This is a genomic window from Terriglobales bacterium, assembly GCA_035454605.1.
Classification (GTDB): domain Bacteria; phylum Acidobacteriota; class Terriglobia; order Terriglobales; family Acidobacteriaceae; genus DATMAB01.
On record DATIGQ010000097.1, the window covers coordinates 1 to 25,463 of the forward strand.

Annotated in this window: 26 protein-coding genes; 10 read left to right on the plus strand and 16 right to left on the minus strand. The window is 63.7% G+C overall.

Annotated features, from left to right (window positions below; all coding sequences use genetic code 11):
• Window positions 1–316: hypothetical protein (locus VLE48_06850; protein ID HSA92712.1), on the plus strand; the 316-nt coding region annotated here is incomplete at its 5' end.
• Between the two features lie 110 nt (window positions 317–426).
• Window positions 427–2,172 carry a FecR family protein gene (locus VLE48_06855; protein HSA92713.1) on the plus strand — a complete coding sequence of 582 codons (1,746 nt, stop codon included), beginning with the start codon at window positions 427–429 and terminating at the stop codon, window positions 2,170–2,172.
• A 68-nt stretch (window positions 2,173–2,240) separates the two neighbouring features.
• Here the strand turns inward: VLE48_06855 and amrB are convergent, their stop codons facing one another.
• Together amrB and rsmA are read right to left on the minus strand one after the other, a co-directional pair.
• Entirely contained in the window at window positions 2,241–3,053 is an 813-nt protein-coding gene (gene amrB, locus VLE48_06860; protein ID HSA92714.1) for an AmmeMemoRadiSam system protein B, read from the minus strand.
• Between the two features lie 35 nt (window positions 3,054–3,088).
• Complete coding sequence (rsmA, locus tag VLE48_06865) at window positions 3,089–3,970, minus strand: 16S rRNA (adenine(1518)-N(6)/adenine(1519)-N(6))-dimethyltransferase RsmA (GenBank protein HSA92715.1); 882 nt, start codon at window positions 3,968–3,970, stop codon at window positions 3,089–3,091.
• 51 nt (window positions 3,971–4,021) lie between these two features.
• Here rsmA and glgA point away from each other — a divergent pair, with 51 nt between their 5' ends.
• Complete coding sequence (gene glgA / locus VLE48_06870) at window positions 4,022–5,482, plus strand: glycogen synthase GlgA (protein ID HSA92716.1); 1,461 nt, start codon at window positions 4,022–4,024, stop codon at window positions 5,480–5,482.
• A 37-nt stretch (window positions 5,483–5,519) separates the two neighbouring features.
• Here glgA and VLE48_06875 read toward each other — a convergent pair whose 3' ends face one another.
• Entirely contained in the window at window positions 5,520–6,908 is a 1,389-nt protein-coding gene (locus tag VLE48_06875; GenBank protein ID HSA92717.1) for an amino acid permease, read from the minus strand.
• Window positions 6,901–8,379 (minus strand): sodium:solute symporter, encoded by a 1,479-nt coding sequence (locus VLE48_06880; GenBank protein ID HSA92718.1) that lies wholly within the window; start codon window positions 8,377–8,379, stop codon window positions 6,901–6,903. Before VLE48_06880 ends, VLE48_06875 begins: the two co-directional genes overlap by 8 nt.
• Before the next feature lie 69 nt (window positions 8,380–8,448).
• On the opposite strand from VLE48_06880, the gene VLE48_06885 reads away from it, so the two are divergent.
• Together VLE48_06885 and VLE48_06890 are read left to right on the plus strand one after the other, a co-directional pair.
• A complete protein-coding gene (locus VLE48_06885) occupies window positions 8,449–9,375 on the plus strand; it encodes a BadF/BadG/BcrA/BcrD ATPase family protein (protein HSA92719.1) in 927 nt (308 codons plus the stop codon).
• 110 nt (window positions 9,376–9,485) lie between these two features.
• Window positions 9,486–10,154 carry a hypothetical protein gene (locus VLE48_06890; GenBank protein HSA92720.1) on the plus strand — a complete coding sequence of 223 codons (669 nt, stop codon included), beginning with the start codon at window positions 9,486–9,488 and terminating at the stop codon, window positions 10,152–10,154.
• 40 nt (window positions 10,155–10,194) lie between these two features.
• Here VLE48_06890 and VLE48_06895 read toward each other — a convergent pair whose 3' ends face one another.
• Window positions 10,195–11,100, minus strand: a complete 906-nt coding sequence (locus VLE48_06895; protein ID HSA92721.1) for an MBL fold metallo-hydrolase — start codon at window positions 11,098–11,100, stop codon at window positions 10,195–10,197.
• 59 nt (window positions 11,101–11,159) lie between these two features.
• Entirely contained in the window at window positions 11,160–13,016 is a 1,857-nt protein-coding gene (gene uvrC, locus VLE48_06900; protein ID HSA92722.1) for an excinuclease ABC subunit UvrC, read from the minus strand.
• Window positions 13,017–13,089: 73 nt separating this feature from the next.
• On the opposite strand from uvrC, the gene VLE48_06905 reads away from it, so the two are divergent.
• Complete coding sequence (locus VLE48_06905) at window positions 13,090–13,836, plus strand: tetratricopeptide repeat protein (protein HSA92723.1); 747 nt, start codon at window positions 13,090–13,092, stop codon at window positions 13,834–13,836.
• Here VLE48_06905 and VLE48_06910 read toward each other — a convergent pair.
• Window positions 13,805–14,437 carry a hypothetical protein gene (locus VLE48_06910; GenBank protein HSA92724.1) on the minus strand — a complete coding sequence of 211 codons (633 nt, stop codon included), beginning with the start codon at window positions 14,435–14,437 and terminating at the stop codon, window positions 13,805–13,807. The two genes, VLE48_06905 and VLE48_06910, sit on opposite strands and share 32 nt — an antisense overlap.
• Window positions 14,438–14,499: 62 nt before the next feature.
• On the opposite strand from VLE48_06910, the gene VLE48_06915 reads away from it, so the two are divergent.
• Entirely contained in the window at window positions 14,500–15,000 is a 501-nt protein-coding gene (locus tag VLE48_06915) for a DinB family protein (protein HSA92725.1), read from the plus strand.
• A gap of 3 nt (window positions 15,001–15,003) precedes the next feature.
• Here the strand turns inward: VLE48_06915 and VLE48_06920 are convergent, their stop codons facing one another.
• The 6 genes from VLE48_06920 to VLE48_06945 all read right to left on the minus strand — a co-directional run bounded on the left by VLE48_06920 (window position 15,004) and on the right by VLE48_06945 (window position 20,893).
• Window positions 15,004–16,365 (minus strand): sigma-54 dependent transcriptional regulator, encoded by a 1,362-nt coding sequence (locus VLE48_06920; protein ID HSA92726.1) that lies wholly within the window; start codon window positions 16,363–16,365, stop codon window positions 15,004–15,006.
• A gap of 45 nt (window positions 16,366–16,410) precedes the next feature.
• Window positions 16,411–16,965 carry a hypothetical protein gene (locus tag VLE48_06925; protein ID HSA92727.1) on the minus strand — a complete coding sequence of 185 codons (555 nt, stop codon included), beginning with the start codon at window positions 16,963–16,965 and terminating at the stop codon, window positions 16,411–16,413.
• A gap of 63 nt (window positions 16,966–17,028) precedes the next feature.
• Window positions 17,029–18,369 carry an ATP-binding protein gene (locus tag VLE48_06930; GenBank protein HSA92728.1) on the minus strand — a complete coding sequence of 447 codons (1,341 nt, stop codon included), beginning with the start codon at window positions 18,367–18,369 and terminating at the stop codon, window positions 17,029–17,031.
• Entirely contained in the window at window positions 18,366–19,304 is a 939-nt protein-coding gene (locus VLE48_06935; GenBank protein HSA92729.1) for a prepilin peptidase, read from the minus strand. The genes VLE48_06930 and VLE48_06935 overlap by 4 nt, the downstream gene beginning before the upstream one ends.
• A 69-nt stretch (window positions 19,305–19,373) precedes the next feature.
• A complete protein-coding gene (locus VLE48_06940; GenBank protein ID HSA92730.1) occupies window positions 19,374–19,841 on the minus strand; it encodes a glycosyltransferase in 468 nt (155 codons plus the stop codon).
• An 80-nt stretch (window positions 19,842–19,921) separates the two neighbouring features.
• Complete coding sequence (locus VLE48_06945; GenBank protein ID HSA92731.1) at window positions 19,922–20,893, minus strand: BON domain-containing protein; 972 nt, start codon at window positions 20,891–20,893, stop codon at window positions 19,922–19,924.
• A gap of 236 nt (window positions 20,894–21,129) precedes the next feature.
• Here VLE48_06945 and VLE48_06950 point away from each other — a divergent pair, with 236 nt between their 5' ends.
• Complete coding sequence (locus tag VLE48_06950) at window positions 21,130–21,510, plus strand: hypothetical protein (GenBank protein HSA92732.1); 381 nt, start codon at window positions 21,130–21,132, stop codon at window positions 21,508–21,510.
• Here the strand turns inward: VLE48_06950 and VLE48_06955 are convergent, their stop codons facing one another.
• On the minus strand, window positions 21,511–22,566 hold the full coding sequence (locus VLE48_06955) for a potassium channel protein (GenBank protein ID HSA92733.1): 1,056 nt from the start codon (window positions 22,564–22,566) through the stop codon (window positions 21,511–21,513).
• 110 nt (window positions 22,567–22,676) lie between these two features.
• On the opposite strand from VLE48_06955, the gene VLE48_06960 reads away from it, so the two are divergent.
• Together VLE48_06960 and VLE48_06965 are read left to right on the plus strand one after the other, a co-directional pair.
• Window positions 22,677–23,321 carry a molybdenum cofactor guanylyltransferase gene (locus VLE48_06960; GenBank protein HSA92734.1) on the plus strand — a complete coding sequence of 215 codons (645 nt, stop codon included), beginning with the start codon at window positions 22,677–22,679 and terminating at the stop codon, window positions 23,319–23,321.
• The gene (locus tag VLE48_06965) at window positions 23,318–24,076 is read left to right on the plus strand and encodes an ATP-binding cassette domain-containing protein (protein HSA92735.1); all 759 of its coding nucleotides are present in this window, start codon (window positions 23,318–23,320) and stop codon (window positions 24,074–24,076) included. The genes VLE48_06960 and VLE48_06965 overlap by 4 nt, the downstream gene beginning before the upstream one ends.
• Here the strand turns inward: VLE48_06965 and VLE48_06970 are convergent.
• Both VLE48_06970 and VLE48_06975 read right to left on the minus strand, forming a co-directional pair.
• Window positions 24,073–24,732 carry a riboflavin synthase gene (locus VLE48_06970; GenBank protein HSA92736.1) on the minus strand — a complete coding sequence of 220 codons (660 nt, stop codon included), beginning with the start codon at window positions 24,730–24,732 and terminating at the stop codon, window positions 24,073–24,075. The genes VLE48_06965 and VLE48_06970 overlap by 4 nt on opposite strands.
• The coding region (locus VLE48_06975; protein HSA92737.1) for a RibD family protein at window positions 24,732–25,463 on the minus strand (732 nt) is incomplete at its 5' end. The genes VLE48_06970 and VLE48_06975, both read right to left, overlap by 1 nt.

Genomic DNA, 25,463 nt, shown 5'->3' on the forward strand with positions numbered 1-25,463 from the left:
CAGCTACAACTGGTCTGAGAATGGCAACATCGATGACCTGACGACCATCTTCATGGGCATAGGGAGCACGCAGGAGTTCGGCCGGCGGCTGGAGTTCCTGCGGCGCTACGACCGGCTGGGCCTGGAGGCCGAGCTCAAGAGGATGGAAGAGCGAACCAAAGATCCACGCTTCGGGCTGAAGGAATTGCAGACCATTGAGGGCTTGCTGCGTTCGATTGCCAAGGATCCGGCAGTGATGAAGATTGCACGGCAGCGCGCCGAGCGCCTGCTGGCCTCCATCTCCGGCCGGGCCAGAAGCGCTACGAACCCCCACTAAAGTGGTAGTCGGCGGTCTGTCCCTGGTTTCTTCAAGCCGGCGGGGCGCGGAATCCTGCATCTTGGGCGTAGAATGAAACCATCTAATCAACAGGGCACAGAGGGGGTCGTATGACCAACCGGAAACTGGGTCCTGCACTGGTGGTGGCGCTCGTGCTGGCTGCCACCCTGTTCGTACCCGCCGCTTTCGCCGATTCCAACGTGCGCATTGTGCGCCTGAGCTACGCCGACGGGGACGTGTATCTGGACCGCGGGGACGGCCGCGGCTTTGAGCGCGCGGTGATGAACATGCCGGTGGCGAACGGCAACCGCGTCCAGACCGGCCACGGGGCGCTGGCCGAAGTCGAGTTCGAAGAAGGCGACACCATCCGCTTGACGCCCGACACGCTGGTCAACCTGGAGCAGCTCAGCCTGAGGAACGGCGGCCAGTTGTACACGGTGGCCCAACTGGAAGACGGCACGGCTTATTTCAATATCGACGAGAAGCGCGATAACGACTTCCGGGTGCTGGCCGGGCGCCAGGAAATCACGCTGCGCAAGGACTCGCGTTTCCGCCTGACCGTGGGCCAGAGGCAGATGGAACTGGCGGTGTTCAAAGGCGAAGTCGAGGTTTCGGGTCCGGGCACTTCTGTGGCAGTCCGCAAGAACGAGACTTTCAACCTGGATTTCGAAGACCCGGGCCGTTATTACCTGGCGCGGTCAGTCGAAGGGGATTCGTACGATCAGTGGGACCGCGACCGAGAAGCCTACCGGGACCGCTATGCGAAGTCCAACCGCTACGGCGGCTCATCGTATGGCGGGTATGCCACGTACGTAGGCTACGGCTGGAGCGACCTGAACTATTACGGGAACTATATCTTCGTTCCCGGGTACGGCTACGTATGGCGCCCGTTCTTTGTGAACGCGGGCTGGAATCCCTACCTGAACGGCGCCTGGGCCTACTATCCGAGCTTCGGTTACCTGTGGGTTTCGGCGTACCCGTGGGGCTGGCTGCCCTATCGCTACGGTAGCTGGTTCTACGTGGGAGGCTACGGCTGGTGCTGGCAGGCAGGGCGAAACCGGTGGCACTGGAACAATTGGCACCGGGTAACGCCGGTATACCGTGCGCCACGCGGTTTTACGGCACCGGTTGCTCCCACCACGGCGAATCGTGGGATCGTGCCGGTGGGGAGCGGACTGCAACCGACCGTTGCAGAAGGCGCTGGCGGCGGGCGTGGAGCCGGTCGCAGACGGGCGGTGATTGAAGATCTCCAGAGCCCACGAAATCCTTCGGGCAACGCCTTTCGCGGCGGCATCACGACCACCAACGTCGATTCCGAGCCTATGATTGAGAGGTCCAGCGGACGCTCGCCTCTGGCCGGCGATAGAGGGCAGGCGGGCGGCGGTCGGGATGCGCGTTCCGGCGGCGACGACGACCGTTTGCTCCGTGGCCGAACACTGGATCGAGACTTCGGTACAGTCGGCAAGGGGCAGTCGCGCAGCCAGCAGGAATCGCGCCAGGAAGCACGTTCCGGATCCAGGAGCGTTGACTCGGAGCGTTCGAGCGCCGGTACGGTTCGCGGCAATTCGGACCGAGGGAATGGCCGGGTAGCCGATGGCGGCTGGCGCAGTTTCGATTCCGGCAGAGGTTCGTCGCAGCCAAACCGCGCTGGCGGTGCTTCTACACAATCAACGCCCGCGCCCTCGTACCGGTCGGGCGGGTCGTCCCGGTCGGGCGGGTCGTCCGGCGGCTATTCCGGTGGAAGGTCTAGCGCCGGGAGCTACGGCGGTGGCCGTTCGTCCGGTGCGGTGAGTGCAAGCAGGGGTGGCGGAGGTGGTGGAAGCGCAAGCAGGGGTGCCTCCTCGAATCCGCGCTGATTCCTGCTGCGTGAAGATCACAAGGGCGGCCTGAGCGGCCGCCCTTTGTGCTTGTGTGGTGGCTGAAGCTAATAGACGACGACACCGGCGTAGCCCACGACGCGTTCGAAGTCGCCTGAGATATCTCCTGAAGTCGCGTACTTGACAAGCTCGGCCTGGGTCGCGCCCAGACGCTTGGCCGCCGTGAGCATGGCGACGGCCGGCCCGAAGCCGCACATGCTGATGTGTTCGCTGCAGACGACATCGTAGAGGCCGCGGGCGTCCAGGGCCAGCATCGGGTCGATGGCTTTTTTGTCCTTCACACGGGTGACCGCGTCGGACTCGTAATGGTTCATGTCGCTGGAAGCGATGAGGAGGACAGGATCACTCTGTCCGGAAAGAACATCGGCGACCGCTTCTCCCAGTGCGGCCAGCGGCGGGAAGGAGCCTACGCCGACGGCAATGGGAACGAAAGTGAAGTCCGAGAGAAGCCCCTGGAGGAAGGGAAGCTGTACCTCGAGCGCGTGCTCGGAGCGATGGGCGAGCGAGTCTTCGGTCAATAGCTCGCAGCGCTGCAAGAGCTGAGCGGCCAGGGAACTGTCAATACGGGCGTCCCCAAGGGGAGTGCGCCAGGCGCCACGCGACATAATGGCCAGCGGTTCACCCACCCCGGTGTGATTGGGGCAGAGGATGAGGAATCGCTTGGGCAGTTCGAGGCGCGCGTACACGGCACCGGCGACGTGCCCGGAGTACATGTAGCCGGCGTGTGGGGCCACGCAACCCAGAGCTCGCAGCTTCGCCGAGGGAGCCGCCGAGTAGGAGCGCACATCGCGCAGCAGAGTCTCCGCACGGCCCGGGTAGAAGTAGCCGGCGACCGCGGGTTCACGGACTGCGGTGCTCATGACTCCCTCCCGTTGCTAGGGGAGGCCACTTACGCCTACCTCGAGGTTGAGGCCCGACCGAACCCAGCCACTGACGGCGCCTGGTCCTGCAGGTTGCGGAACACAGCCGCGGTCTTTTCCAGCGCAAGCGCTTCGGCGCGAGCGTCGCGCCGAATGCCCGCTTCGGCGAGCGCCCGCAGCACCGCCGCCTCACCATAACGGGACTTCAGGTTGTTCAACAGCGTCTTACGCTTCTGTCCGAAACCGAGCTTCAGAAACTCCACGAACTCGCCAGCGGCTAACCCCAGTTCAGCGTCCCTGGGGGATATGGTAAGCCGCAGCAGGGTGGAATGCACCTTGGGGGAAGGAGAAAAGGCGGCCGGCGACAGGGTGAACAGCTTTTCGACGCGGGCGTAAAGCTGGGCCGTAGCGGAGAGCACCCCATAGTCACGGCCTCCGGGGCGAGCGGCAATGCGCGTGGCCACTTCGCGCTGCACCAGGATGACGATGCGCTCGATGCGGTTTGCAAAAGTGAAGAGACGCATGAGGATGGGCGAGGTGATGTAGTAGGGAAGGTTGCCGACCACGATCGCCTTGCCGCCGACGCGGCGGGGAACGAGCTGGCTGGGCTCCATAGCGATGATTGAGGATAGATCGACGGACAGAATGTCAGCTTCGACGATCTCGACGTTTCCCTGCCGGGCGTAGCGCAATCCGAGTTGCGCGGCCAGCACACGGTCGACTTCGATCGCGATGAGGCGGCGGGCGCGCTGGGCCAGCAGGTCAGTGAGCGCGCCACGTCCGGGGCCGATCTCGACCACGGTGGACTGCGAGAGGTCGCCGAGAGCTTCGACGATACGTTCCGCAGCCCGCGGGTCGGCGAGGAAGTTTTGCCCGAGGCGCGGTCGCTTTGCGTTGACCCTGGTAGCGCGTGCCATTAGACTATGCAGTCTCTTCGCATCCCACGCGCCGACGGGAGGTTCCTCAGCATGCACATCGCCTTCGCCGCCTCGGAGTGCGTACCATTCTCGAAAACCGGAGGATTGGCGGACGTCGTGGGCGCCCTGCCCTCGGCGCTGGCATCCCTGGGACACGAAGTCACGGTCTTCCTCCCGCGTTACCGCCAAACCAAGCTTTCTGATGCCAAAACGGCAATCCGCAGCCTGACCATCCCGTTCGACGACCGCTACCGGTTCTGCTCGGTGCTGGACGGAGGCACGCGAGCCGGGGTCCGATTCTACTTCATCGACTATCCGCCCTTCTTCGATCGCGACGCGCTCTACGGCACGCCCAGTGGAGATTACCCGGATAATGCGGAACGCTTTGCTTTGTTCAGCCGGGCGGTACTGGAGGCCTCGAAGATCCTGGGCGTCCCCGACGCTTTCCACTGCCATGACTGGCAGTCGGCGCTGGTCCCCATCCTGTTGCGCACGGGATATTCCGAGGACCCCGTCTTCCAAAACGTTCCCGTCGTGTTCACCATCCACAACATGGGATACCAGGGTCTGTTCCCTCCCGACACCTTGCCGCTACTCATGCTGCCCTGGGACCTGTTCACGATTTCCAAGCTGGAATTCTACGGTCGGGTGAATTTCCTGAAGGGTGCGTTAGTGTTCTCGGACTTCGTCACCACGGTGAGCAAGAAGTACAGCCAGGAGATTCAGACGGCCGAGTACGGGTTTGGCCTGGAAGGTGTGCTGCGAGGGCGTGCGGCCTCCGTCACCGGCATCCTGAACGGAGTGGACTACGCCGAGTGGAGCCCGGAGAACGACAAGTTTGCGGCGGCCAAGTACTCGCCGGAAGACCTGAGCGGCAAGGCGCAATGCAAGAGGGACCTGCTGGCCGCATTTGGGGTGTCGGCCGCGGCTGCGGATGTGCCGGTGATCGGCATCGTATCGCGCTTCGCCGCCCAGAAGGGCTTCGACCTTATCTCGCAGGTCGCGGACCGTCTGGTGCGGGAGGATCTGATCATCGTGGCCCTGGGAACAGGGGACGCGGAGTACGAGGAATTGTTCCGCAACCTGAACCGCCAGTATCCGCAGAAGTTCGCCGTCAAGGTGGCGTACGACAACGCCGTGGCGCACAAGATCGAGGCGGGAGCAGACATGTTCCTGATGCCCTCGCGCTACGAGCCCTGCGGCCTCAACCAGATTTACAGCCTCAAGTACGGCACCGTGCCCGTGGTGCGGGCGACCGGCGGCCTGGATGACACCATCGAGCCCTGGGACCCACGAACCCGCAAAGGAACAGGGTTCAAGTTCACCGAGTACAGCGGGGAGGCGCTGTTGGCGACCATCCGGTCGGCGCTGGCGGCCTACAAAGACCGGGAGGGGTGGCAGGCTCTCATGCGTAACGGCATGGGCAAGGACTTCTCCTGGCTGAACTCGGCGAAGGAGTACGTGCGCATATACGAGCGCGCCCGGCAGGCCAGACCTGCCACCGCTGCATAGGCCTGCTGAGTCCAGGGAAAAGCGCCGCGCGGCGTTTTCACGCCGGCTTTCCCGGTTTCCGGGCAAAGAAATAGAACACGGGCACACCTGCCAAGATCACCAGCGATCCCCAGAGTGAGTTCCGCAGATTCTCTGTGAACGAATAGTAGAGCAGGACAGCCGAGGCGGCGATGAATAAGCCCGGCACAACCGGGTATCCCCAGGCACGGTACGCGCGTGGCGCTTCGGGCTCGCGGTGGCGGAACACAAAGATGCTGCCGGCGGCGATCATGTAGAAGATCCACTCCGCGAAGATGGCCAAAGAGAATAGCTGCTGGAAGCTTCCACCTACCAGGATCAGAAGGATGGTCAGGCCCGATTGGAAGAGCAATGCCATGGTCGGGGTGTGGAAGCGGGGATGAACCGTAGCCAGGCGGGGGAAGAAATACCCATCCTGGGCGGCGGCGAACGGAATGCGGGCCCCGGCGAGAATCTGCCCGTTCATGGTGACGAACATCGAGAGCGCCATGCCAGCGGTCACCAGTCCGGCTCCGAACGAGCCGGCCACGATCTGGGTGGCCAGCGAAGCAGGACGCTCGGCGGCAGCAACGGCCTCGGCGGGCATCACGAACTGAATGGCGGCGTACATCAGCACATAGAGAAAAGCAACCACGGAAATCCCGGCAATCAAAGCAATGGGAATGGTGCGCTCGGGCTTACGAATCTCCGCCGCCACCATGTTGAGGTTGTTCCAGCCGTCATAGGCCCAAAGCGCCGCGATCAACGCGACCATGAAGCCTACGGTCCCGCCTTTGGCCTCCGGGTAGTGGCTGGAGAAGTTCTCCCAGCGGCCGCCGGTCAGGGCGAAGCAGACCGCCGCGATGCCCACGATCATCGCCACCTTCAGGATGGTGAAGACCACCTGGAACTCGCCTGCCCGGCGCACGCCGATCCAGTTCAGCGCGGTCAGAAGGACAATCACGGTCACGGCCAGAAGGTGACCCCAAGTGATGATCAGGGGTTCGGAGAATAGGGGTACGCGGAACAACTCGAAGCTCAAGAAGCCGAGGGCAGGGAAATTTCCCAACACCCGCACGAAGCCGCTGGCCACCGTGGCGATGGAGGCAGGCTTGCTGATGGTGAAGGTGGCCCAGGCATACAAAAAGCCCAGCAAGGGCCCATAGGCATCGCGGATATAAACGTACTCGCCGCCGGCGCCGGGCTTCATGGCGCCCAATTCTGCGTAGGTCACGGCGCCAAAGAACGAGAGCACGCCGCCGACCAGCCAGGCCAGAAGGACGATCTCGGCCGAGCCGACCGCCTGCATCATCTCCTTTGGGACGAGGAAAATCCCGCTGCCGATGATGATGCCCACAACGAGAGAGGCAGCATGCCGGATGCTGAGATCGCGAGCGAGTTGAGCTCTGGCGGCGCCGGCGTCAGGCACGAGCCTCTCCGTTTCTGTTCAGCACCACGCTGGCTGCGTATCCAGTGACAAAAGTGACAATCGTTCCCAGGGGCACGTACCAGGTCCAAGGGAGCACGGTCCACAGCCAGGCGTAGACGTTGACGGCCAGCCCCGCCGCCATGCCAACGGCGGCACCGCGGCTATGGGCAACACGAGTGAGCGCGCCCAGCAGGAACACGCCCAGCAGGGCGCCGTAGGCCACGGACGCGATGGCCAGGCCAACCTCTACTACGCGGCCTCCGCGCCTTGAAAGCAGGGCCACCGCGAACAGCACGATCGCCCAGACGAAAGTGATGCGGCGGGAAAGGCCGATGCGGTGCTGCTCATCCGCCTGCGGGCGGCGGCGCAGCAGGAAGTCCACCACCGTGGTCGAGGCTAGCGAACTGAGCGAGGAACTCAGGGTGGACATGGCGGCCGCCAGTATGGCCGCAATCAGTAGTCCAGCCACACCCGGAGGCATGTGCTGGACGATGAACGTCGGGAAGACCAGGTCCGATTTGGCGAAATGGGTAGAAGGCTCCGCCAGCCGGTAAAACGCGAATAGCGCCACGCCGATGACCAGAAAGAGAGCAAACTGCAACAGGATCACGACCCCGCTGGAGAGCAGCGCCAAGCGTGATTCTCGCAACCCGCGCGCAGCGAGCAGCCGCTGCACCATCAACTGGTCAGTCCCATGGCTAGCCGTAGTAAGGAAACCTCCGCCGATGACGCCGGCCCAGAACGTGTAGGGAGTCGCGAAACTCCAGGAGAAATCCAGCGCCTGCCATTTGCTGTTCAGGGAGCCGAGTTCGACGATGGCGTCCCATCCCCCGGGCACGGCAGCAAGAATCAGGAACAGGCCGGCAAGGGTTCCCCCGAGATAGATGAAGAGCTGCACGACGTCGGTCCAAATGACGGCAGCCAATCCGCCTTCCAGGGTGTAGATAAGTGTGAGCACGGTAATCAGTGCAACTGAGGCAACCTCGCCGGTGCCGATGGCCAGCATCACCACCATCGATACAGCCCAGATGCGCACACCATCGGCGGCGGCACGCGTCAGCAGGAACATGCCAGCCGTAAGCGAGCGGAGGCTGGGGCCGAAGCGACGCTCGATGAGCTGGTAGGCCGTGAACAGCTCGCCGCGAAAATACAGCGGCAGCAGCACAAAACTGATGACGACGCGTCCCACGCAATATCCCAGAGCGACCTGGAGGAATCCGAGGTTAGTGTCGTACGCAAGCCCAGGGATGCTGATGATGGTGAGCGTACTGGTCTCGGTGGCGACGATAGAGAGCGCGATGGCCCACCAGGGCACGTTGCGGTCGGCGAGGAAATAGTCGCGCAAGGTGCGGCGGGGCTTGCGGAAGCGGACCCCAAAGGCGGTGATGCCGGCCAGGTAGAGCGCAACGATCAGAAGGTCCAGGGGGCGCAGCGCCATCGGGCTGCGGTTACGATACGCGGCAGGTGGCATCGGGGCAAGCACTTCGCGGCCGGAACTGGCGCGCCGATTCCAGGCGCTATGTGGTAGAAAAGGGAGCCGATGGGCGTATACCTCGGGATTGACGGCGGCGGCACGAAAACGGATTGCGTAGTCGGGGACGACCATGCCGTGTTGGGACGCGCCACGACCGGCGGTTGCAAAGTGACACGGCTGGGCGAGGCTGAGGCCCGGGCCAATCTGCAGAAGGGCATCGTGGAGGCCTGTCGCGCGGGCCGAATCGAACTACCTAGTGTCGCGCGCGTGTGTGTAGGGCTGGCGGGAGCATCGCTGGACGACTCCTGCCAAGCGGTGAAGCGGATCGTAGGCGAAGTAGTGCCGTCCCCCGTCGACGTCGTGGGGGACATGGTGGTCGCTTTTGAAGCGGCGTTCCCCGAGGGCGCGGGAGTGCTGGTGAGCGCGGGCACGGGTTCAATCGCCTATGGGCGCAACGAACGCGGCGAGACGGCACGCGCTGGAGGCTGGGGATCGGTGGTTTCCGACGAAGGATCGGGGGATTGGGTCGGCCGTGCGGCGGTGGCGGCCGCGCTGCGCGCCTTCGACGCCGGGACGACCACGGCTTTGGCAGTCGGAATCCTGAACGCCTGGCAGGTGGCAACGCGCGATGACGTGGCGCGCATGGCCAACTCTTACCCGTTGCCGGATTTTGCGGCGCTGTTTCCTGTTGCGCTGACCGCCGCGGATCGCGGCGACGCGGTGGCGCGCGATATCTTGATTCGCGCGGGGATGGAATTGGCGCAATTGGCGCGCATTGTTTCGCGGCGTTTGTGGCCGGGGCAGAACGCCGTGCGCGTGCGCATCTGCGGCGGAGTGTTCATGAACTCGTTCTGCATCCAGCAGGTATTCGAGAATTCGCTGCGAGCAGAACGTCCCAATGCCGCCGTCACCTTCGGCATGGTAGATGCTGCCGCAGGAGCGCTGGCGTATGCCCGCCGTGCCGCTGGCCATGGTGCCGCGGTCATGGCGTAGATTCCGCGCAGGGTCGGCAACCGAGCATGGATCAACGGCGATCAGGACGGGCTGAAGAAGGTCCGATTGAAAATCTGTTGCATCATCCTGCCGAAGAGATACAGCGGCAAGTGGCTGCGCATCCGCAACTCAATGAAGATCTAGCCCTGGCGTTTCTGGCGCGGCGTGACCTGGCGCGCGCCGCAATCGAAGACCTCACCAAGAACGCTGCGGTGATGAAAAGCCGCAAGGTCATCGGTGCGATCGTGATGCATCCGCGCGCCCCTCGCCATGTTTCTCTGCCGATCATCCGGCACTTGTATACCTTCGAGTTGATGCACATTGCACTCACGCCACAGGTGCCTGCCGATATAAAGATGGCGGCCGAGGAAGCCATCGTGGGAAGGTTGGAAACCGTGTCTTCGGGAGAACGGCTGAGCCTGGCAAGGCGGTGCTCCACCCGGGTGGCCGCTGCGCTGCTGCTGGACAAGGAGAGCCGCGTGATTGAAGCGGCGCTGAACAACCCGCACCTGACCGAAGCCTGGGTGGTCAGGGCGCTGATGGACGACGACGCTCCGCAGGCGTTCGTGGAGATGACCTGCCGGCACCAGAAGTGGTCCTTGCGTCAGGAAGTGCGAGTGGCCTTGGTGCGTAATTCGAAGACGCCGTTCGCCCGCGCCCTTCAGTTCGCGCAGGCGCTGCCCACCGCCACGCTGCGCGACGTGCTGCGGCAGTCGCGGCTGGACGCGAATATCAAGATGTATTTGCTGCAGGAACTGGAAAACCGTACTCGAAAGTAAAACATCATGTATGTCTGGTAAGCGATTATTACTAAGCCGGTTAGAATCTCATTAGATCCCGCGCTACAACGATTCTTCCCTTGAATTCCCGGGCGGTACGCTCCAGGATCTTGTCGTCCGCGTCCGACGGGACGACGTGACTCAGCACCAGGAGTTTCACTCCGGCCTCGCGTGCGGCGCGCCCGGCTTCTTCCGGCGTGGTGTGGTACGCCTTGAGACGGGCGGCAACCTCGGGCGTGTCAACCTGGTCGAGCCACTCCGGCAGCGCCACCTCATGCACGAGGACGTCTGCACCCTTGGCATAGCGCACTAGGTTGGGACTGTAGCGCGTGTCGCCCGAGATGACCACGCGCTTGCCGGCGGCATCGAAGCGGTATCCGAAGGCGTGTCCCACCGGCCGGTGATCCACACGGAAGGCGGTGATGGTGACATCCTCGTCCCGATATACGACGCCTTCTTGCACGATGTGAGTGCGAATCCTTGCGCCCTCGGCAGGCTGCATTTCGGTGAGGTCACGGCGGATGTGGATGTCCTCGGCAAAGAACTTCATGAGCGCGCTGGCAACCTGCTTGGTACCGTCAGGACCGTAGAGCTCCAGAGGAGTCTTGCGGCCGAAAATCCAGGTGCTGGTAAAAACATCCGGCAGGCCTGAGGTATGGTCGGAGTGCAGGTGGGTGAGGAAGACGGCGCGCACGGACTTCAAAGGAAACTCCGTCGCGGCCAGACGCATGACGACTCCGCGTCCGGCATCGACGAGAAAGAGCTTTTCTTTCACGACGACGGCGGTGGCCGGGCCGGCGCGTTCGTTATTCGGCCGGGGAAAACCTGTGCCCAGCGTGATGACCTGCATACCACCGGAATCGATGGGCGCCGCCAGCTGCTCTTGTTGTCCCAGGGAGCCCTCGGCGATGAGTAAGGCGATGACCCACACTACGGTCCGTTTCATCTCTAGCCAGTCCTCTCCGTTCCCAAATCTCTCTGTGTCGCGGTATCTCTGTGGCGAATCTATTTCCGAAAGTGCTCTTGAATAGCCGCGGCCTGCTTGGGAGTGACCACTGCGGCAAGCGCGGCGGCGTTGGCCTCCTGCACCGCGCGCAGGCTGCCGAAATGTTCCAGCAGGCGGCGACGTGTCGCTGGCCCTACGCCGGGAATCTCCAGCAGTTCGGAGCCGCGATCCCGCATCTGTCGGCGCTTGCGATGGAACGTCAGCGCAAAGCGATGAGATTCATCACGGATGCTCTGGATCAAGTGCAACACCGGCGAATGATGATCGAGAGCGATAGGCTCCTGTTCCTGCCCGTAAACATAGAGTAGTTCCTCCCGCTTGGCGATGGCGGCCAGGGGCTGATTGATGATCTCCAGTTCCTCCAGTGCCTGGGCTGCGGCATGGAGCTGGCCGATGCCGCCGTCCACCAGCACCAGGCTGGGCAGGCTCCGCTGTTCCTGTTGCAGGCGGCGGTAGCGGCGGGCGACAACTTCCCGCATGGCGGCGAAGTCGTCCACGCCATCCACGGAACGCACAATGAACTTGCGATACCCCGCCTTGTCCATGTGACCGTTCTCCCACACCACCATGGAGGCCACGGTCTCGGCGCCCTGGATATGTGAAATATCGAAGCACTCGATACGCGTGGGAAGCTCAGGCAGGGTTAAGGCGTCCTGCAGCGCCTCCTGTACGGCGCGTGCCGCCGGCTTCATGACGCGGAAACGCTGTTCGAACGACTGGCGTGCGTTGCGGGCCACCAGATCCACCAGGGAGCGCTTCTCGCCCCGCTGGGGCACGAGGACTTCTACCTTTCCGCCGCGCTTTTCCGCAAGCAGCTCCTCGAGCAGTTGGCGGTCCTCGAAGTCTCCCGGCACGTGGATGCTGCGCGGGACGTACTGCTGGTCCAGATAGAGCTGCTTGAGCAGCGCGCTCATGAACTCGCCAGGCTCGAAGCCGGAACCGGGCACGCTTTCCGGCAGCTCTTCCCAGAAGAATTCACGGCGATCGAGGACGCGGCCAGCGCGCATGTGGAAGAGGTTCACGGCCAGCATGCCGTTCTCAAAGTGATAGCCGAAGACGTCGGCGTCATCGCCCTCTACTGCTGCCATGCGCTGCTTCTGCTGCGTCTGCTCGACGGTGGAAATGAGATCGCGGTACTTGGCGGCGCGCTCGTATTCTTCGGCCTGGGCAGCGCTTTCCATGCGCGCGCGCAGGGAAAGGGCGAGGTCCGTGGGCCGTCCTTCAAGGAACAGCCGGACGTCGCGCACGGATTCCTGATAGGCCTCGGGCGAAGTCAATCCCTTCACGCACGGTCCGAGGCAGCGGCGGATGTAGTACTGGAGGCAGGGGCGCGGATGGAAGCGCGTGAGGTCTACCTTGCAGGAGGGCACCAGAAAGTGGCGGTGAATCAGGTCTACGAGCCGGTGTGCCAGGCTGGCGGGAAAGTAAGGGCCGTAGTACATGCTACCGTCCTTGCGCAGGCGGCGGGTCACATAGACGCGCGGGTAGCGCTCGAATGCGGTGAGCTTGATGTAGGGATAGGTCTTGTCATCACGCAGCAAGATATTGAAGCGCGGCTTCTTCTGTTTGATGAGGTTGTTCTCGAGGGCCAGCGCCTCTTTTTCGTTGTCCACCAGGATGTATTCCAGGTCGGCAGCCTCGCGCAGCAGGGAACCCGTCTTGGCGTCGGCTGCTCCGCCCTCGGCGAAGTAGGTGCGGACGCGCGCGCGCAGATTCTTGGCCTTGCCGACGTAGATGACGTCGCCCTCGGCGTTCTTGTACAGATACACGCCGGGCGAAGCGGGCAGGCTCCGGATCTTGGCCTCAAAATCCATGGCGAAGCAAGGCAGTACCGGCGAAAGCCGCCGTACTGCCACAGGAAATTCTACCCCGGGGGATGCAACGGCCGTCCGAGGGCCCGGCATCCGAATGGGACTAGAATAGGGTCAGATGCGTCTGCACCTTACTCTCGCCCTGGTGCTGGGGATTTCCGGGCTGCTCTGGGCCCAGGAGACCGCGCCGACTTCTCCGCCATCAACAGGTTCTGAAGCGAAGGGGGAGGAGCAGAACACGGACGCCCAGAAGGCCGACGACGGCTCCACCCCGACCAAGAAGCAGCGCAAGCGGTTCAAGAATCCCCTGTCAGACCTCTGCATCCACGTGGGCGGCTCTCCTTGCTACGACGTCAGCAAGAAGAAACCGGAAGAGACGGGGCAGAAATCCGAAGAGAAGCCGCAGACTGCGCCCACCGGCGAATCCGTGCCACGCTCCGATTCCGGTGCCGAGGGCGAGTACAGCTCCAGCCGTGACACCCTGGCCATCATGAACGGCGTTGAAGGCAAGGAAGAGCCGACGGGGAAGAGCGAAGTCACGGAACTCAAGCACTATGACCCGCACCAAGCCGAGAAGGACATCGAGGTCGGCGAGTTTTATCTCAAGCGGAAGAACTACAAGGCTGCGATCTATCGCTTCCGCTCAGCGCTGGAGAACAAGCCGAACTACGCCCTGGCGATATTCCGGCTGGCGCAGGCCTTGGAGCCGACCGGCGAAGTCGAGGAAGCACGCGGGCTGTACGAGCGCTATTTGCAGATCCTGCCGAATGGCGAGCTGGCTGCGGAGGCGCACAAAGCCTTGGAGCGCTTGCAGCCCCGCCCGGAGAAGGCCGCTACTTCTCCACCCGCACAAACTCCCCGGTAGAGGCATTCACGTCCACGGTCAGCTTGGCGTCGCTGCGCGAGATGCCGTAGAGGACATGCCACATAAGCTGGTTCTTACGGACGTCCCAATCCAGGACGTAGCTGATCGGGTGGTCGGGCGTTTTCTTCAGAATAGCCGCCCCGCCGTGTTCCTGGGCCACGGCGAATGCCTTGTCGGTATCCACTTTCAGGAAGGCGATATCGAAGGGACGGGTCGACTGGTTCTGCGGGTTGAAAACGTCCTCCGCCCCGGGCGTGATGCCGCGGTCGGGTGCGCCTTCTGCAGTAACACCGGACCAGAGATAAGGCTTGGCAGCACGCCTCGCAACAGAGGCGAAGCTTGCCCGCCAGACCCCGGCCTTGCCTTCGGCGCTCGGAGCCCCCTGGATATACTCCGATTCCAGGCGGAAGGGCTGGGCGTCCGGCGCCCACTGGTGGGCGGTCACGTAGAGGCGCTGCAAGGCCACGCGGCCGGTATCGTACTCCGGGGGCTTGACCGCGGGCTTGGCCGGCGCCGTGGATGTCGGCTGTTCCTTGGGCGCTTCGGAAGAGCAACCGGCGATCATCGCGAATGTCAGGCCGAGCAAGACGAGTGTGCGCATGGCGTGCACCGTATAATGACCTCCCGTATGGGCGTAGACAGTACTTCATTCTAAACGACCGGATGCACACCGACCTTGCACAAGCGCTGAAGGCTATTGATTCGGCGACGCGCGACATGGCCCCAGGGCAGCTCGCGCGCCATCCGGAAGGAAAGTGGTCCCCGGCGCAGATTCTGGAACATCTCTCCATCACTTTCAGCTCGACCGCACGGATCCTGGACAAATGCCTGGAGAGTGGCGAAACCAGAGCCAGCGCACCGACCCTCTTTCACCGGCTGGCGGCTTTCCTGGTTACGGGTATCGGGTACTTTCCCGCCGGACGCCAGGCGCCGGAGTTCACACGACCGACGGGAGTGGCCGCGGAGCAGGCGATGCAGCAGATCCGAGAGAATCTCGTTGCGATGGACACAGCCCTTACGCGGTGCGAAGAACGCTTCGGGCTAAAGGTGAAGATCGCCAATCATCCGGTGATGGGACCCCTGAATGTAAGGCAATGGAGGCGGTTTCACCTGGTCCACACGCGCCACCACATGAAGCAGATCGAGGGCCTGCGCAGCCAGTAGGCCTCAATCCAGCCCGTAGGCGTGGATCTTGTTCAGCAGCGTCTTGTAGGAGATACCCAGCTGCTGCGCCGCAGCCGCCTTGTTCCACTTGCACTCTCGCAGGGTGGCCTCGATCTTGGCGCGCTCGACCGACTCGACGGCGCGCGACGACGCGCTGGCCAGTGATCCGCCCAGATCGCTGCTGCGCACAGCAGCCGCCCGGACATTGGCCGCCAGTCCCAGATCCGCGGCGGTGAGCTCGCTGTCGTTCAGGATGGAAGCGCGCTCCATAGCGTTCTGCAGCTCGCGCACGTTACCGGGCCAGCGATGGGCGCGCAGTGCGGCGACCGCATCCGGGGTGAATGCAAGCCGCGGCTTCCTGAGCTCCCTGCGGAAGCGTTCCAGGAAGTGCTCCGCGAGAATAAGAACGTCATCCCCGCGCTCCCGCAACGCTGGAATGCGGATGGGCACCACAGCCAGTCGGTAGTACAGGTCCTGGCGGAACTCACCTCGTGCGGCGGCCGACTCCAGGTCGCGGTTGGTGGCGGCAATCACACGAACTTCAACCTCGACGGTTGCGGTCCCGCCCAGACGGTCGATCACGTGTTCCTCGAGGACTCGAAGGAGCTTGGCTTGCGTACCCGCCGGTAATTCACCCACCTCATCAAGAAAGATAGTCCCCTCGTGGGCCAGTTCGAACTTGCCCGCGCGACGACGGTCGGCGCCGGTAAAGGCGCCGCGCTCATGCCCGAAAAGCTCGTTTTCCACCAACGCTTCTGGTATCGCAGCGCAGTTCAAGGCTATGAACGGCCGGTGGGCGCGCGGGCTGAGCTGGTGGATCGCGCGGGCAAACAGTTCCTTGCCGGTGCCGCTTTCACCCAGGAGCAAAATCGTGGTGGCGGTAGGCGCCGTGCGCTGCATCTCGCGCGCCGCGGCCAGCATCGCTGGATGTTCGCCGATGATGCGAGGAAAGGCGTAACGCCGGGCGTACTCCTCCTTCAAGACCACGTTCTCGCGAAGGATTTGCTGCCGCTCGACGGCGCGTGCCAGCAAGTGGCGAAGATGCTCCAGGTCGATGGGTTTCTGAATGAAATCGTAGGCGCCATCACGCATGGCGGCTACAGCCTCAGCGATGCCGCCGTAGGCGGTCATGATCACGACCGGCGTCGCAGGATCCGCTTCGAGCGTGGCTCGGAGGACGTCCATGCCCGAACCGGCGGGTAGCTTAAGGTCGGTGAGTACGGCCGAGAACCGGTACTGCCGCAGCCGGGCCAATGCTTCACTCAAGCCCGCCGCAGGTTCGACCCCATAGCCCATGCGGGTCAGGGCGGTCACCAGCATCTCACGCAGCTCAGTCTTGTCCTCGACCAGAAGAATGCGGTCCATAAAGGAAAAGCCCCCGTCGCCGGGGGCTCAAGAAATCATGTGCGGCTACTCGCCCCAGGAGGCGGGCAGCCCGGCCTTGCGTAACTCTTCGCGCATGTCTTCCAGCTTCTGCTTGGCGTCCGCGATCCGCTGCTTCTTTTCAGCTGTGTCCGCTTGGTACTTACGGTCGTCGGCGGCGTACTTGGCCTCGTCCCGCAGGCGGTTGCCGGCATCCGCGTAATACGTCGCAGCGCGCAGCTTGTTCTCGCGCTCCAGGACGTCTAATTCACGCTCGAGCAGGGCGATGGCGTCTTTCTGTTCGCTGAAGCGCTTTTTCCACTCCGCTTCCTGCTGGGCTTGGTCATCGGCTGAGGGAGCGGCCTCCGCGGCACCGGCCCCAGGCGCTGCGGATTCGCGAGATGTGGACGCTTCCGGGGTGGCTCCCACTTCGCTGATGGTGGTGGTGGTGGGCAGGTTCTCGTTGGTATAGACCTTGGCGGAGGGCGCCGACGGGCGCTTCTTCTGCCGCTGCTCGCGAGCCAACTCGCCCAAGGATTGCTGCGCCAGGGCGCTGCCCGCCAACAGAGCGGCCACTGACAAACTCAATAGAATCCGTTTCATAGCGGCACCTTGGATCCGCGGAACAAGAGGTGAACACGCCCCTCCCCGCGAAACTACCTCATTCTACTCTGATGAGGCCGACGGGGGCAGAGGTTTTCCGGCCGGAAACGAGAGGGTAAACGTGCTTCCCGAGGCGTCACTGGCGACGGCAATCGCGCCCCCATGCTGAGTCACAATACGATGCACCAGTGCAAGGCCCAACCCCGTGCCCCCGGACTTGGTGGTGAAGAAAGGAATGAAGATGTGCCCCAGGTCCTTGGCGGGAATGCCGCCGCCGTTATCGTGCAGGACGACGCGCGCCTGCTGCGCGTCGGCCTGGCCGGTGACTTCCACCCTGACCGGGACGCCATCCTTCCCCGACTCAGCGCTGTTGCGCAGCAGATTGCTGAATGCCTGGCGCAACGCCGTGCGGTCGCCCACCAGGGAGAACCCGGCCGGCAATGTCATTCGGAGCTCGATGGGGCATTCGCGGGCACATTCTTCCAGCAGCTGGCAGAGGTCGATGGGCTCCGGTTCGAGCTTCTGAGGCCGCGCGAAGTTCAGAAAGTCGGTTACGATGCGCGTCAGGCTGCTGGTCTCGGAGACGATCTTGGAGGCAAACTGGCGGACGGTTTCGGAATCATTCTCGGCGGTGAGCATCTGGGCGTAGCCGGAGATGGTTGCCAGCGAGTTCTTGAACTCATGGGCGATACCGCCGGACATCTCGCCCAGTGAGGCCAGGTTTTCCCTGAGCCGCATCTGGCGGGCCAAACCGGTGATTTCGGTGAGGTCGCTCACCAGGCAGGCCGCGCCCAGCAGTTCGTCGGTGGACCCGCGGACGGGCGAAAGCGTGATTCCGAGTACGCGGCTTTCGCCCGCCGGAGTGGTGTAATCGGCCTCCAGGCGGCGAAAGGACTGGCCGCTTCCGAGAGCGGCATCCAGGGCCCCTAGCAGCGACTGGTTGGAGGGCTCCGCTCCTCCGGTTTCCTCGCGCAGCGCACTCACACCGCGGAAGAGGTCACGAGCGTGCAATCCCGTTGGAGAGGCGTAGCCGAGGATGCCACGTGCGGCTTCGTTCGCCTGGCGAACCGTGCCGGCCGGACCGAAGAGAAGCACCCCGCTGGTCAGATTCGAGAGGACAGCGGCGCTCACCGTCTCTGCTGCCTGAAAGCGTTCGCGCTCCGCCTGCCGCAGGCGTTCCAGCTCCTTCTCCTGTTCCTTCAGCCGCTGGATCACGCCTTGGACCGCAGCGGCAGCAAAGGCGTCGCTCTCGGTTGCCGGTCTTGCCGGCAGCGCCGACTCGCGGGTGCCCACGGCGCCGCGGCGGAAATGGAGGACCAGCCAGGTGGCGAGGACGACCAACACGGCCAGCGCGAGGGTCGCCAGGACAAGCGTCAGGATCAGTGGGTTGTCGACCAGCCTCACGAATAGCGTCCCGTGTACCAGCGCAGGAAAGCATGACCCAGAAAAACGGCCACCAAAGCCATGCTTCCCAGGAAGACGCCAAAGGGCATTTCATAGTGGCGATACACCAGTTTGGCGGATCGCCATGCCCGACGGCGGGCGGCGGCGGCCGGTTCGCGGCCGCGAGCGACGATGCGACGGAAGCGCCGTACCCAAACCGCCACCACGGTAGCAAGTCCGAACAGGGAACCCGCAAGCGAGGCGGCGAACAGGGTGAGGATGGTGAGGTGCACTCCCAGAAAAGCGCCGATCATCCCCATCAGCTTGACGTCCCCGAAGCCCATGCCCTCCACGCCACGAGCGCGCAGGTATAGCGCTCCGGCCCCGTAGATGAAGGAAGCGCCTACGGCCGCACCCAGTAGCGAGTCGGCCAGCGAGCGCAGGCGCCAGGCCAGCTCCAGATCGAATCCCGCGGGCAGCAGGTCGGGCAGTAGCCAGCCGACCAGGCCACCTACTGGAACGAAGAGGCTGAAGAGGAATCCGAGTGCCATGCCCGGCAGGGTCAGCTTGTCCGGGAGCAGCTTGGTTTCCGCGTCAGTGAAAATCAGTCCCAGCAGCAGGAATCCGAATACGCAGTACTTCAGTGTCGCGAGCGATAGCCCAAAGGTGAAGTAGCACATCAGGAAGAGCAACGCCGTCAACAGTTCGACCACCGCGTAGCGGGGAGAGATGCGCGCTCGGCAGTGGCGGCAGCGGCCACCGAGCAGAATCCAGCTCAGTACGGGGATGTTGTCGCGGGCGCCGATGGCTGCACTGCACGCCGGGCAGGCCGACCGCGGGCGCACCACCGATAACCCGCGCGGCAACCGGTGAATACACACGTTGAGAAAGCTGCCGAAAGCCAGTCCCAGGAAAAACAGGAAGACGGGGAACAGGTATTCGAAGGCCTCGGTCACGCGTGGCTCATCATTCTTGACGGTTGCGCTGATTATACGTCGGAAGAGCGAGTCTCCGGACCGGCTTGACTACGGCCGGGCGTCCGCCAGACGCAAGAGGTCGCCCGGGAATACCAGAGCATTATCCATGCGAGGCGGGAGATGGCCGGTCCAGTGCATAGTGCCGCGGCGTACCAGACGTGTTTGCGGTGCATGGTGACGCCAACCGGCGGGAGTCTCCTCACGGATACGAAGTGCGTAAGCGTTAGTTGTGCCCGGCTCCTCCTGCTTCCATTCGTACAGCCCGCCTTCCAGGTCCTCCGACAGCGCTTCCGTGGGCAGGAGACAAAGCACCCACTCGCCGGTGGCAGCTTCGAGAAACGGGCCGTCGCTTGGCTTGAGGACTACCGCGCCGAACTGGCGCGCAATCTCCAAGGTGCCGTCGGTAGAGCCATGGTCTACGACCAGGATCTCATTGCAGGGCCGCAGCGACTCCAGGGCACGGCCGAGAAGCCGCTCGTCGTTTTGCGTGTGCAGGATGGCCGTGAGAGTGAGCATGCGGGCGGGAACCGGCCAGATTCTACGCCATGGACAACGCGGGACCCGGTCCGCCTGGGTCCCGCGCCGAAGTGAGAGGGCTACTCGTCGTATTCGGTAGCGGCAGCTTGGCGTACGCTGCGCCCCACCGGGACGACGCTGACCGAGTCCTGCAGATGGAAGGTCATCACCGTTTCGGACGGGATCTTGATCTGCTCGCCCTTGGTGACCGCCTGGACTCCAGTGCCGGCGCCCGCGCCCACACCCGCACCGATGGCTGCGCCTTTGCCGCCACCAGCGATCCCTCCGATGATGGCGCCCAGCGCGGCTCCGCCGCCGATAGTGGCCGCGGTGCGCTTGCCGCGCGAACTGCCCTGGCGCGTGAACTGATCAGTTTGCAGCGCATAGGATTTGCCGTTGACGGTCAGGCGCGTCATTTCCAGGGCGATTTCCGAGCGGCCCTTGAAGTGCCCGGCGCTCTTGGCTTCCACGATGCGACCCTCAACGTCGGCCCCTTTGGGGACCACGACGCGGTCTTCATGGACCAGCGGGTGCTCGAGGGTGGCACGGATCACGTCACCGACCTGATTGCGTTCCGAGTCGATCGCATCGATCAGGCGGATCACCATCGTCGTGCCGGCCTCCAGGGTAACGGGCTCCGGCGGCCTGGGAGCGGCCGGCTGAGCCGGAGCGCTGGCAGGTTGTGCGGGAGTAGGTGTTGCGCTACGAGCCGAAGCGGCACGCGCAGTGGTACGCGCCGCCGGGCGAGCGGTCGGCTGCGGCATGGCCGGTTCCTCTGCGGGCACGGCTGGAACTGCCGCCTCCGCCACGGCCAGGTTGTTCACTACCGTCTTGACGCCCTCGATTTGGGCGGCGTCGTTCGCGGCCGCGGCACGTTCCATGTCGCTGGCGACCGTCCCTGTCAAGGTCACCGTGCCGTTGTTGGCGCTCACCTGGATCTGCTTGGTTGTGATGGCCGGGTCGGCGAACAGCTTGGCCTGCACGTCTCCCACGATTTGAGCATCCGTACGGCCGCGCGTACAGCCGACCGCCAGCCCTATCGTCAAAATCATTAAAACCGCAATGTATGCCTTGCCCCTGGACTTCATGCGATTGCCCTCTCTGGATAGATAACTGGTCGACTCCTTAGGTTAGATGCACTCGTGCGTCTTCAGGACAACCCCTTTGTTGTAAACCCGAATCCTAGCAGCGAGTTGCTGTGGCAACCCAGCCGTGCGCGAAGTAGTTATCGGACCTTTGCTTCGGGGCCTGGCTGTGGTACAAGAATGTCCCTTTTGGGGTCGGGACCATGAACATCCGCGTCGAGCGATCCGAAGTGAACCCGGAAGACGGGCGCTGCCAGTACTACGTGTCGTTGCAGCCACACGTCAGGCGAGACGACGTAGACGTGCAGATCCGTATCCCGGTGGAGGTGGCGCTATCCGTCTCTGAAACCGGCGACCTGGCCGACCTTTCCTTTGAGGTTCCCAAGAAATACCGCACGCAGCAGGCGCTCTCCCTGATCAGCAGGGCGGGCAAGGCGGCCCGGGAAACCCAAGCCCCGGTCAGCTACGTCGACCCGCGGGTATTCATTTCCGTGCCCGGGTTCAACGGGGATGCGGTGTTCAAGGCAGCGGCCAACCTGGAACTCGACGCCGCCGGGCGCATTATCGGCGTGGAAGTCCACTAGCTACGAAGCCAGGGGCGTGCCGGCACGAGCGGCCTCGCGCGCGCGTCGCACGTCGTCCATCCCGCCCATCACAATAATGACGTCTCCGCTGCGAACTTTGCGGTCGTCGGCGGGGTTGGGAACGAACTGCGGGCCCTCCCCGTCGGCGGTCCGGATGGCCAGCGGCAGCAGGTTGTAGTCCGCGCGCAGATTCAGCTGGACTATCTTCTTCCCGACCCAGGGCGAGGTGCCCTCGACTGCGATCTCCTCGATCCGCAAGGTGCGGGACTGCTCCTTGAGCATGATGTCCAGGAAGCTCACCACGTGCGGGCGAAGCACTTCGCTGGCCAGGCGCAATCCCCCGATGTGATCGGGCGAAACGGTGGCGTTGGCGCCGGCCTTCAGAATGCGCTCGGAGAACTTCAGGTCGGTGCAGCGAGCTACGATGCGCAATCCGGCGTTCTTCTGCCGCGCCATCACCGTGATGACCAGGTTCTCCTTCTCGAAGGGCAGGGCGGCGATCAAGCCGCGCGCGCGCTCGATGCCAGCCGCATCCAGCACCGCTTCGTCGGTGGCGTCGCCCAGCAAGTAGAGCATGTCGCCGAAGGCATCGCCGTGGTGTTCCAGGAAGTGCTTGGCGTGCTCCTCCTGGTGCTCGATGACGACGTAGGGCGTGCCCGTCTTCTGGAGCTCCTCGACGACGTGGCGGCCCGTGTCTCCCAAGCCGCAAACGATGTAGTGTTCCTTGAGTTCGCCGATCCGTTTCAGCATCTTGCGTCTCCAGAAGATTCTACTGATGTCGCCTTCCACCAGGAACGCCGTCACCACCGAGAACACGTAGAGAGTCACGGCTACGCCGATGACGACCACGAAAATGTTGAATAGGCGCAAGGCGGGGACTCCGCTGGTGTCCACGAACTCGCCATAACCGACCCCGGCCAGAGTGATCACCGCCATGTATACGGCGTCCAGCAGCGAGACCGACGTTCCGCCCATGATGCGATACCCGGCCACCGCGGCCGCCGTGGTGACCACCAGGACGATCAGCGCGAGCCCGAGTCTGCGGCGGAGGTCCATACGCGTGCTTGTGGATGGCTCAGTTGCAGGGCAGAATCGCGCCGGATTGTAGCACGCACATCCACGGCCATTGTGACGCTGGTCGGCTAGAATGCGTCCACGGAGGGCTCTTGCCTCAGTTCGTTCCCGACCCGCAAGTGTGGCAGGCAGCAAGAGACCTCAGCGTCTTCGTGCTGGCGGGCGGCCGAAGCACGCGGATGGGGCAAGACAAGGCCCTCCTGGAACTGAAAGGGAAGACGCTGCTGGTGCGTGCTTTGGAACTGGCCCGGACGATTAGCCCGAATCTCGCGATCGTGGGCCCGGCGCATCTGTACCAGACTCAGGGTCGCGTGGTCGAAGATATCCTTCCCGGCCATGGGCCGCTGGGCGGCATCCACGCCGCCCTCTCCTCCAGCGCGAACGCACTCAACCTGATTCTGGGAGTGGACCTGCCCTTCGTGGAGCCCGGTTTCCTCCAGTACCTCGTGCAACAGGCTGGCCAAAGCGACGCCGTGGTGATTGTGCCTCGAACGGGCAGCGGCTTCCAGCCGCTGTGCGCCGTGTATCGCCGGCAGTTTCGCGAGGTCGCGCAAGCGGCGCTGGAGAAGGATGAGAACAAGATTGACGCGCTGTTCGGCCGCGTTTCCACCCGCATCGTGGACGAGGCAGAAATGGCCCGATTTGCCTTTGACCCGGCGATGTTCCAGAATCTCAACACGCGCGAGGATTTCGAGGTCGCGCAGGCGCGACTTCGCGCCGCCCGGTCCGGCCCATGACGCAGGAGCGCATCCCTTACATCGAGTTTCGTGACGTCTCGAAAGCGTTCGGCGAACACGTGGTCCTAGACCACGTGAGCTTCAACGTCTACCCGGCGGAGACGGTGTGCATCATCGGGCGCAGCGGAGTGGGCAAGTCCGTTTCCCTGCACCACATCATGGGTTTCCTCAAGCCGGATTCGGGGCGGGTGATGGTCGCCTTTGAGGACATCACCGATCACCCGGAAGCGGAGTTGGAACGCATCCGCAAGAAGGTCACCATGGTGTTCCAGAACGGCGCGCTGTTCGACTCGCTCACGGTGGGCGAGAACGTCGCCTTCCCGCTGCGTGAACGTCGCGACCTGGACGAGGAGCAGATTTATCAGATCGTCGATGGATTGCTGGACATGGTCGGCGTCCGGGAAATGCGTGACCTGATTCCTTCCGACCTGTCCACCGGAATGAAGCGCTCGGTGGCCATCGCACGCGCTCTGGCCGCGCAGCCGGAATGCATCCTGTACGACGAACCCACCACCCAGGTGGATCCGCTCATGGCCCAACTCCTGGGCGACCTCATCAAGAAGCTCAAGTACCAGCTCAAGCTGACCTCGATCGTGGTGACCCACGACATGCGCCTGGCCCGCAAGCTGGCGGACCGCATTGTCTTTCTGCATGAGGCCAAGGTCCACTTTTTCGGCACGCCGCAGCAAATGGATGCTTCGGAAGATGCGGTTGTGCAGCAGTTCCTCAGGCTGGATGAGTTGGTGATCGCCTAGAAGCCTTCCCGAACCAGCCGCTCTAACGTGATCTCTCCGGGAACATCCTCACCCTGCAGCATCTTTTCCGCATACTTGGCGAGGATGTCCACCTCGAGGTTGAGGGCGTCTCCCGGATGCAGGGAAACCAGGTTGGTGGCTTCGACGGTGTGCGGAATGATGGCGCAGGTCACGGTAGTGCCTTCGATGCGAGCTACCGTCAGGCTGATACCCTCGATAGCGATGGAGCCCTTGAACACGACGTATTTCGCGAGTTGCGGTGGAATTTCCACCTGCAGCCAGTAATCGTCCCCGCCCTCGACCGGTGTGAGCGCGACGAACTTGGCGACGCCGTCCACGTGGCCCTGGACCACGTGGCCGCCCATGCGTCCGTCGGCCGGCATGGGCAGCTCCAGGTTCACGCGCGCCCCGGTTGCGATGCGCCCGAAGGAAGTGCGGGCCACGGTTTCTGCCGCGAGATCGGCGCTGAACGAGCCGGGCGTGATCTCCACGGCCGTCAGGCACACGCCGCTGACAGCGACACTGTCGCCCTTCTTCAGTTCGCGGCTGGCGGCCGGGGCTTCCACCGTAATACGGGAATGGACAGCGTCCTTGCGGCCCGCGATTCGCTGCACGCCGGCTACGCGCCCGACTTCTTCGATGATGCCAGTGAACATCAGAGCCCCTCGTAGGGATCGCGCAGGTAGCCTTCGACGGCGAAATCCTCGCCGAAGCGGTGTACGGTGAGCATCCGGATGTGTGCGGCCTCGCTCATGCGCCGGAAGCCCGCGCCGCTGGCGAAGGGGACCGAGCCGGTTCCGGCCAGAATCTTGGGGGCGTAGTAGAGAAAAACCTTGTCCACCACTCCGGAGGCGAGCGCGGTCCAGTTCACCAGCGCGCCGCCCTCGATCAGCACGCTGGTAATCTCGATTTCACCGAGCTTCTCCATGGCTCTGCGGAGGTCGGGGCGGCCGTCGGAGGCGCCCAGCGGCACCTGCTCCACGCGGATGCCGAGTTCTTCCAGCCGCTTCTTCTTCTTCTCTTCGGCGAACGAGCAGAACACCAGCACGTCGTTCTTGGCGGTCTTGGCGATGCGTGATTCATCGGAAAGCCGCAGACGCGAGTCCAGGATCACACGCAGGAGCGGCCTCCGCCGTGGGCGGCCAGTGCGGTCGGTGAGCAGGGGATCATCGGCGATGATGGTGCCCACGCCCACCATGATGGCATCCATGGAGTGGCGCAGTTCCTGCACGTGCGCGCGCGCCACCTCGCTGGTGATCCATCCACCCGTGGCGCCGCCGACGCCGAGCGCCGAAGGGTTCTCGCTTTCGCCCGGCGGGGGCGCGATCTTGCCGTCCAGGGTCATGCCCGCTTTCAGCGTTACCAGCGGAGTCTTGGTCCGGATGTA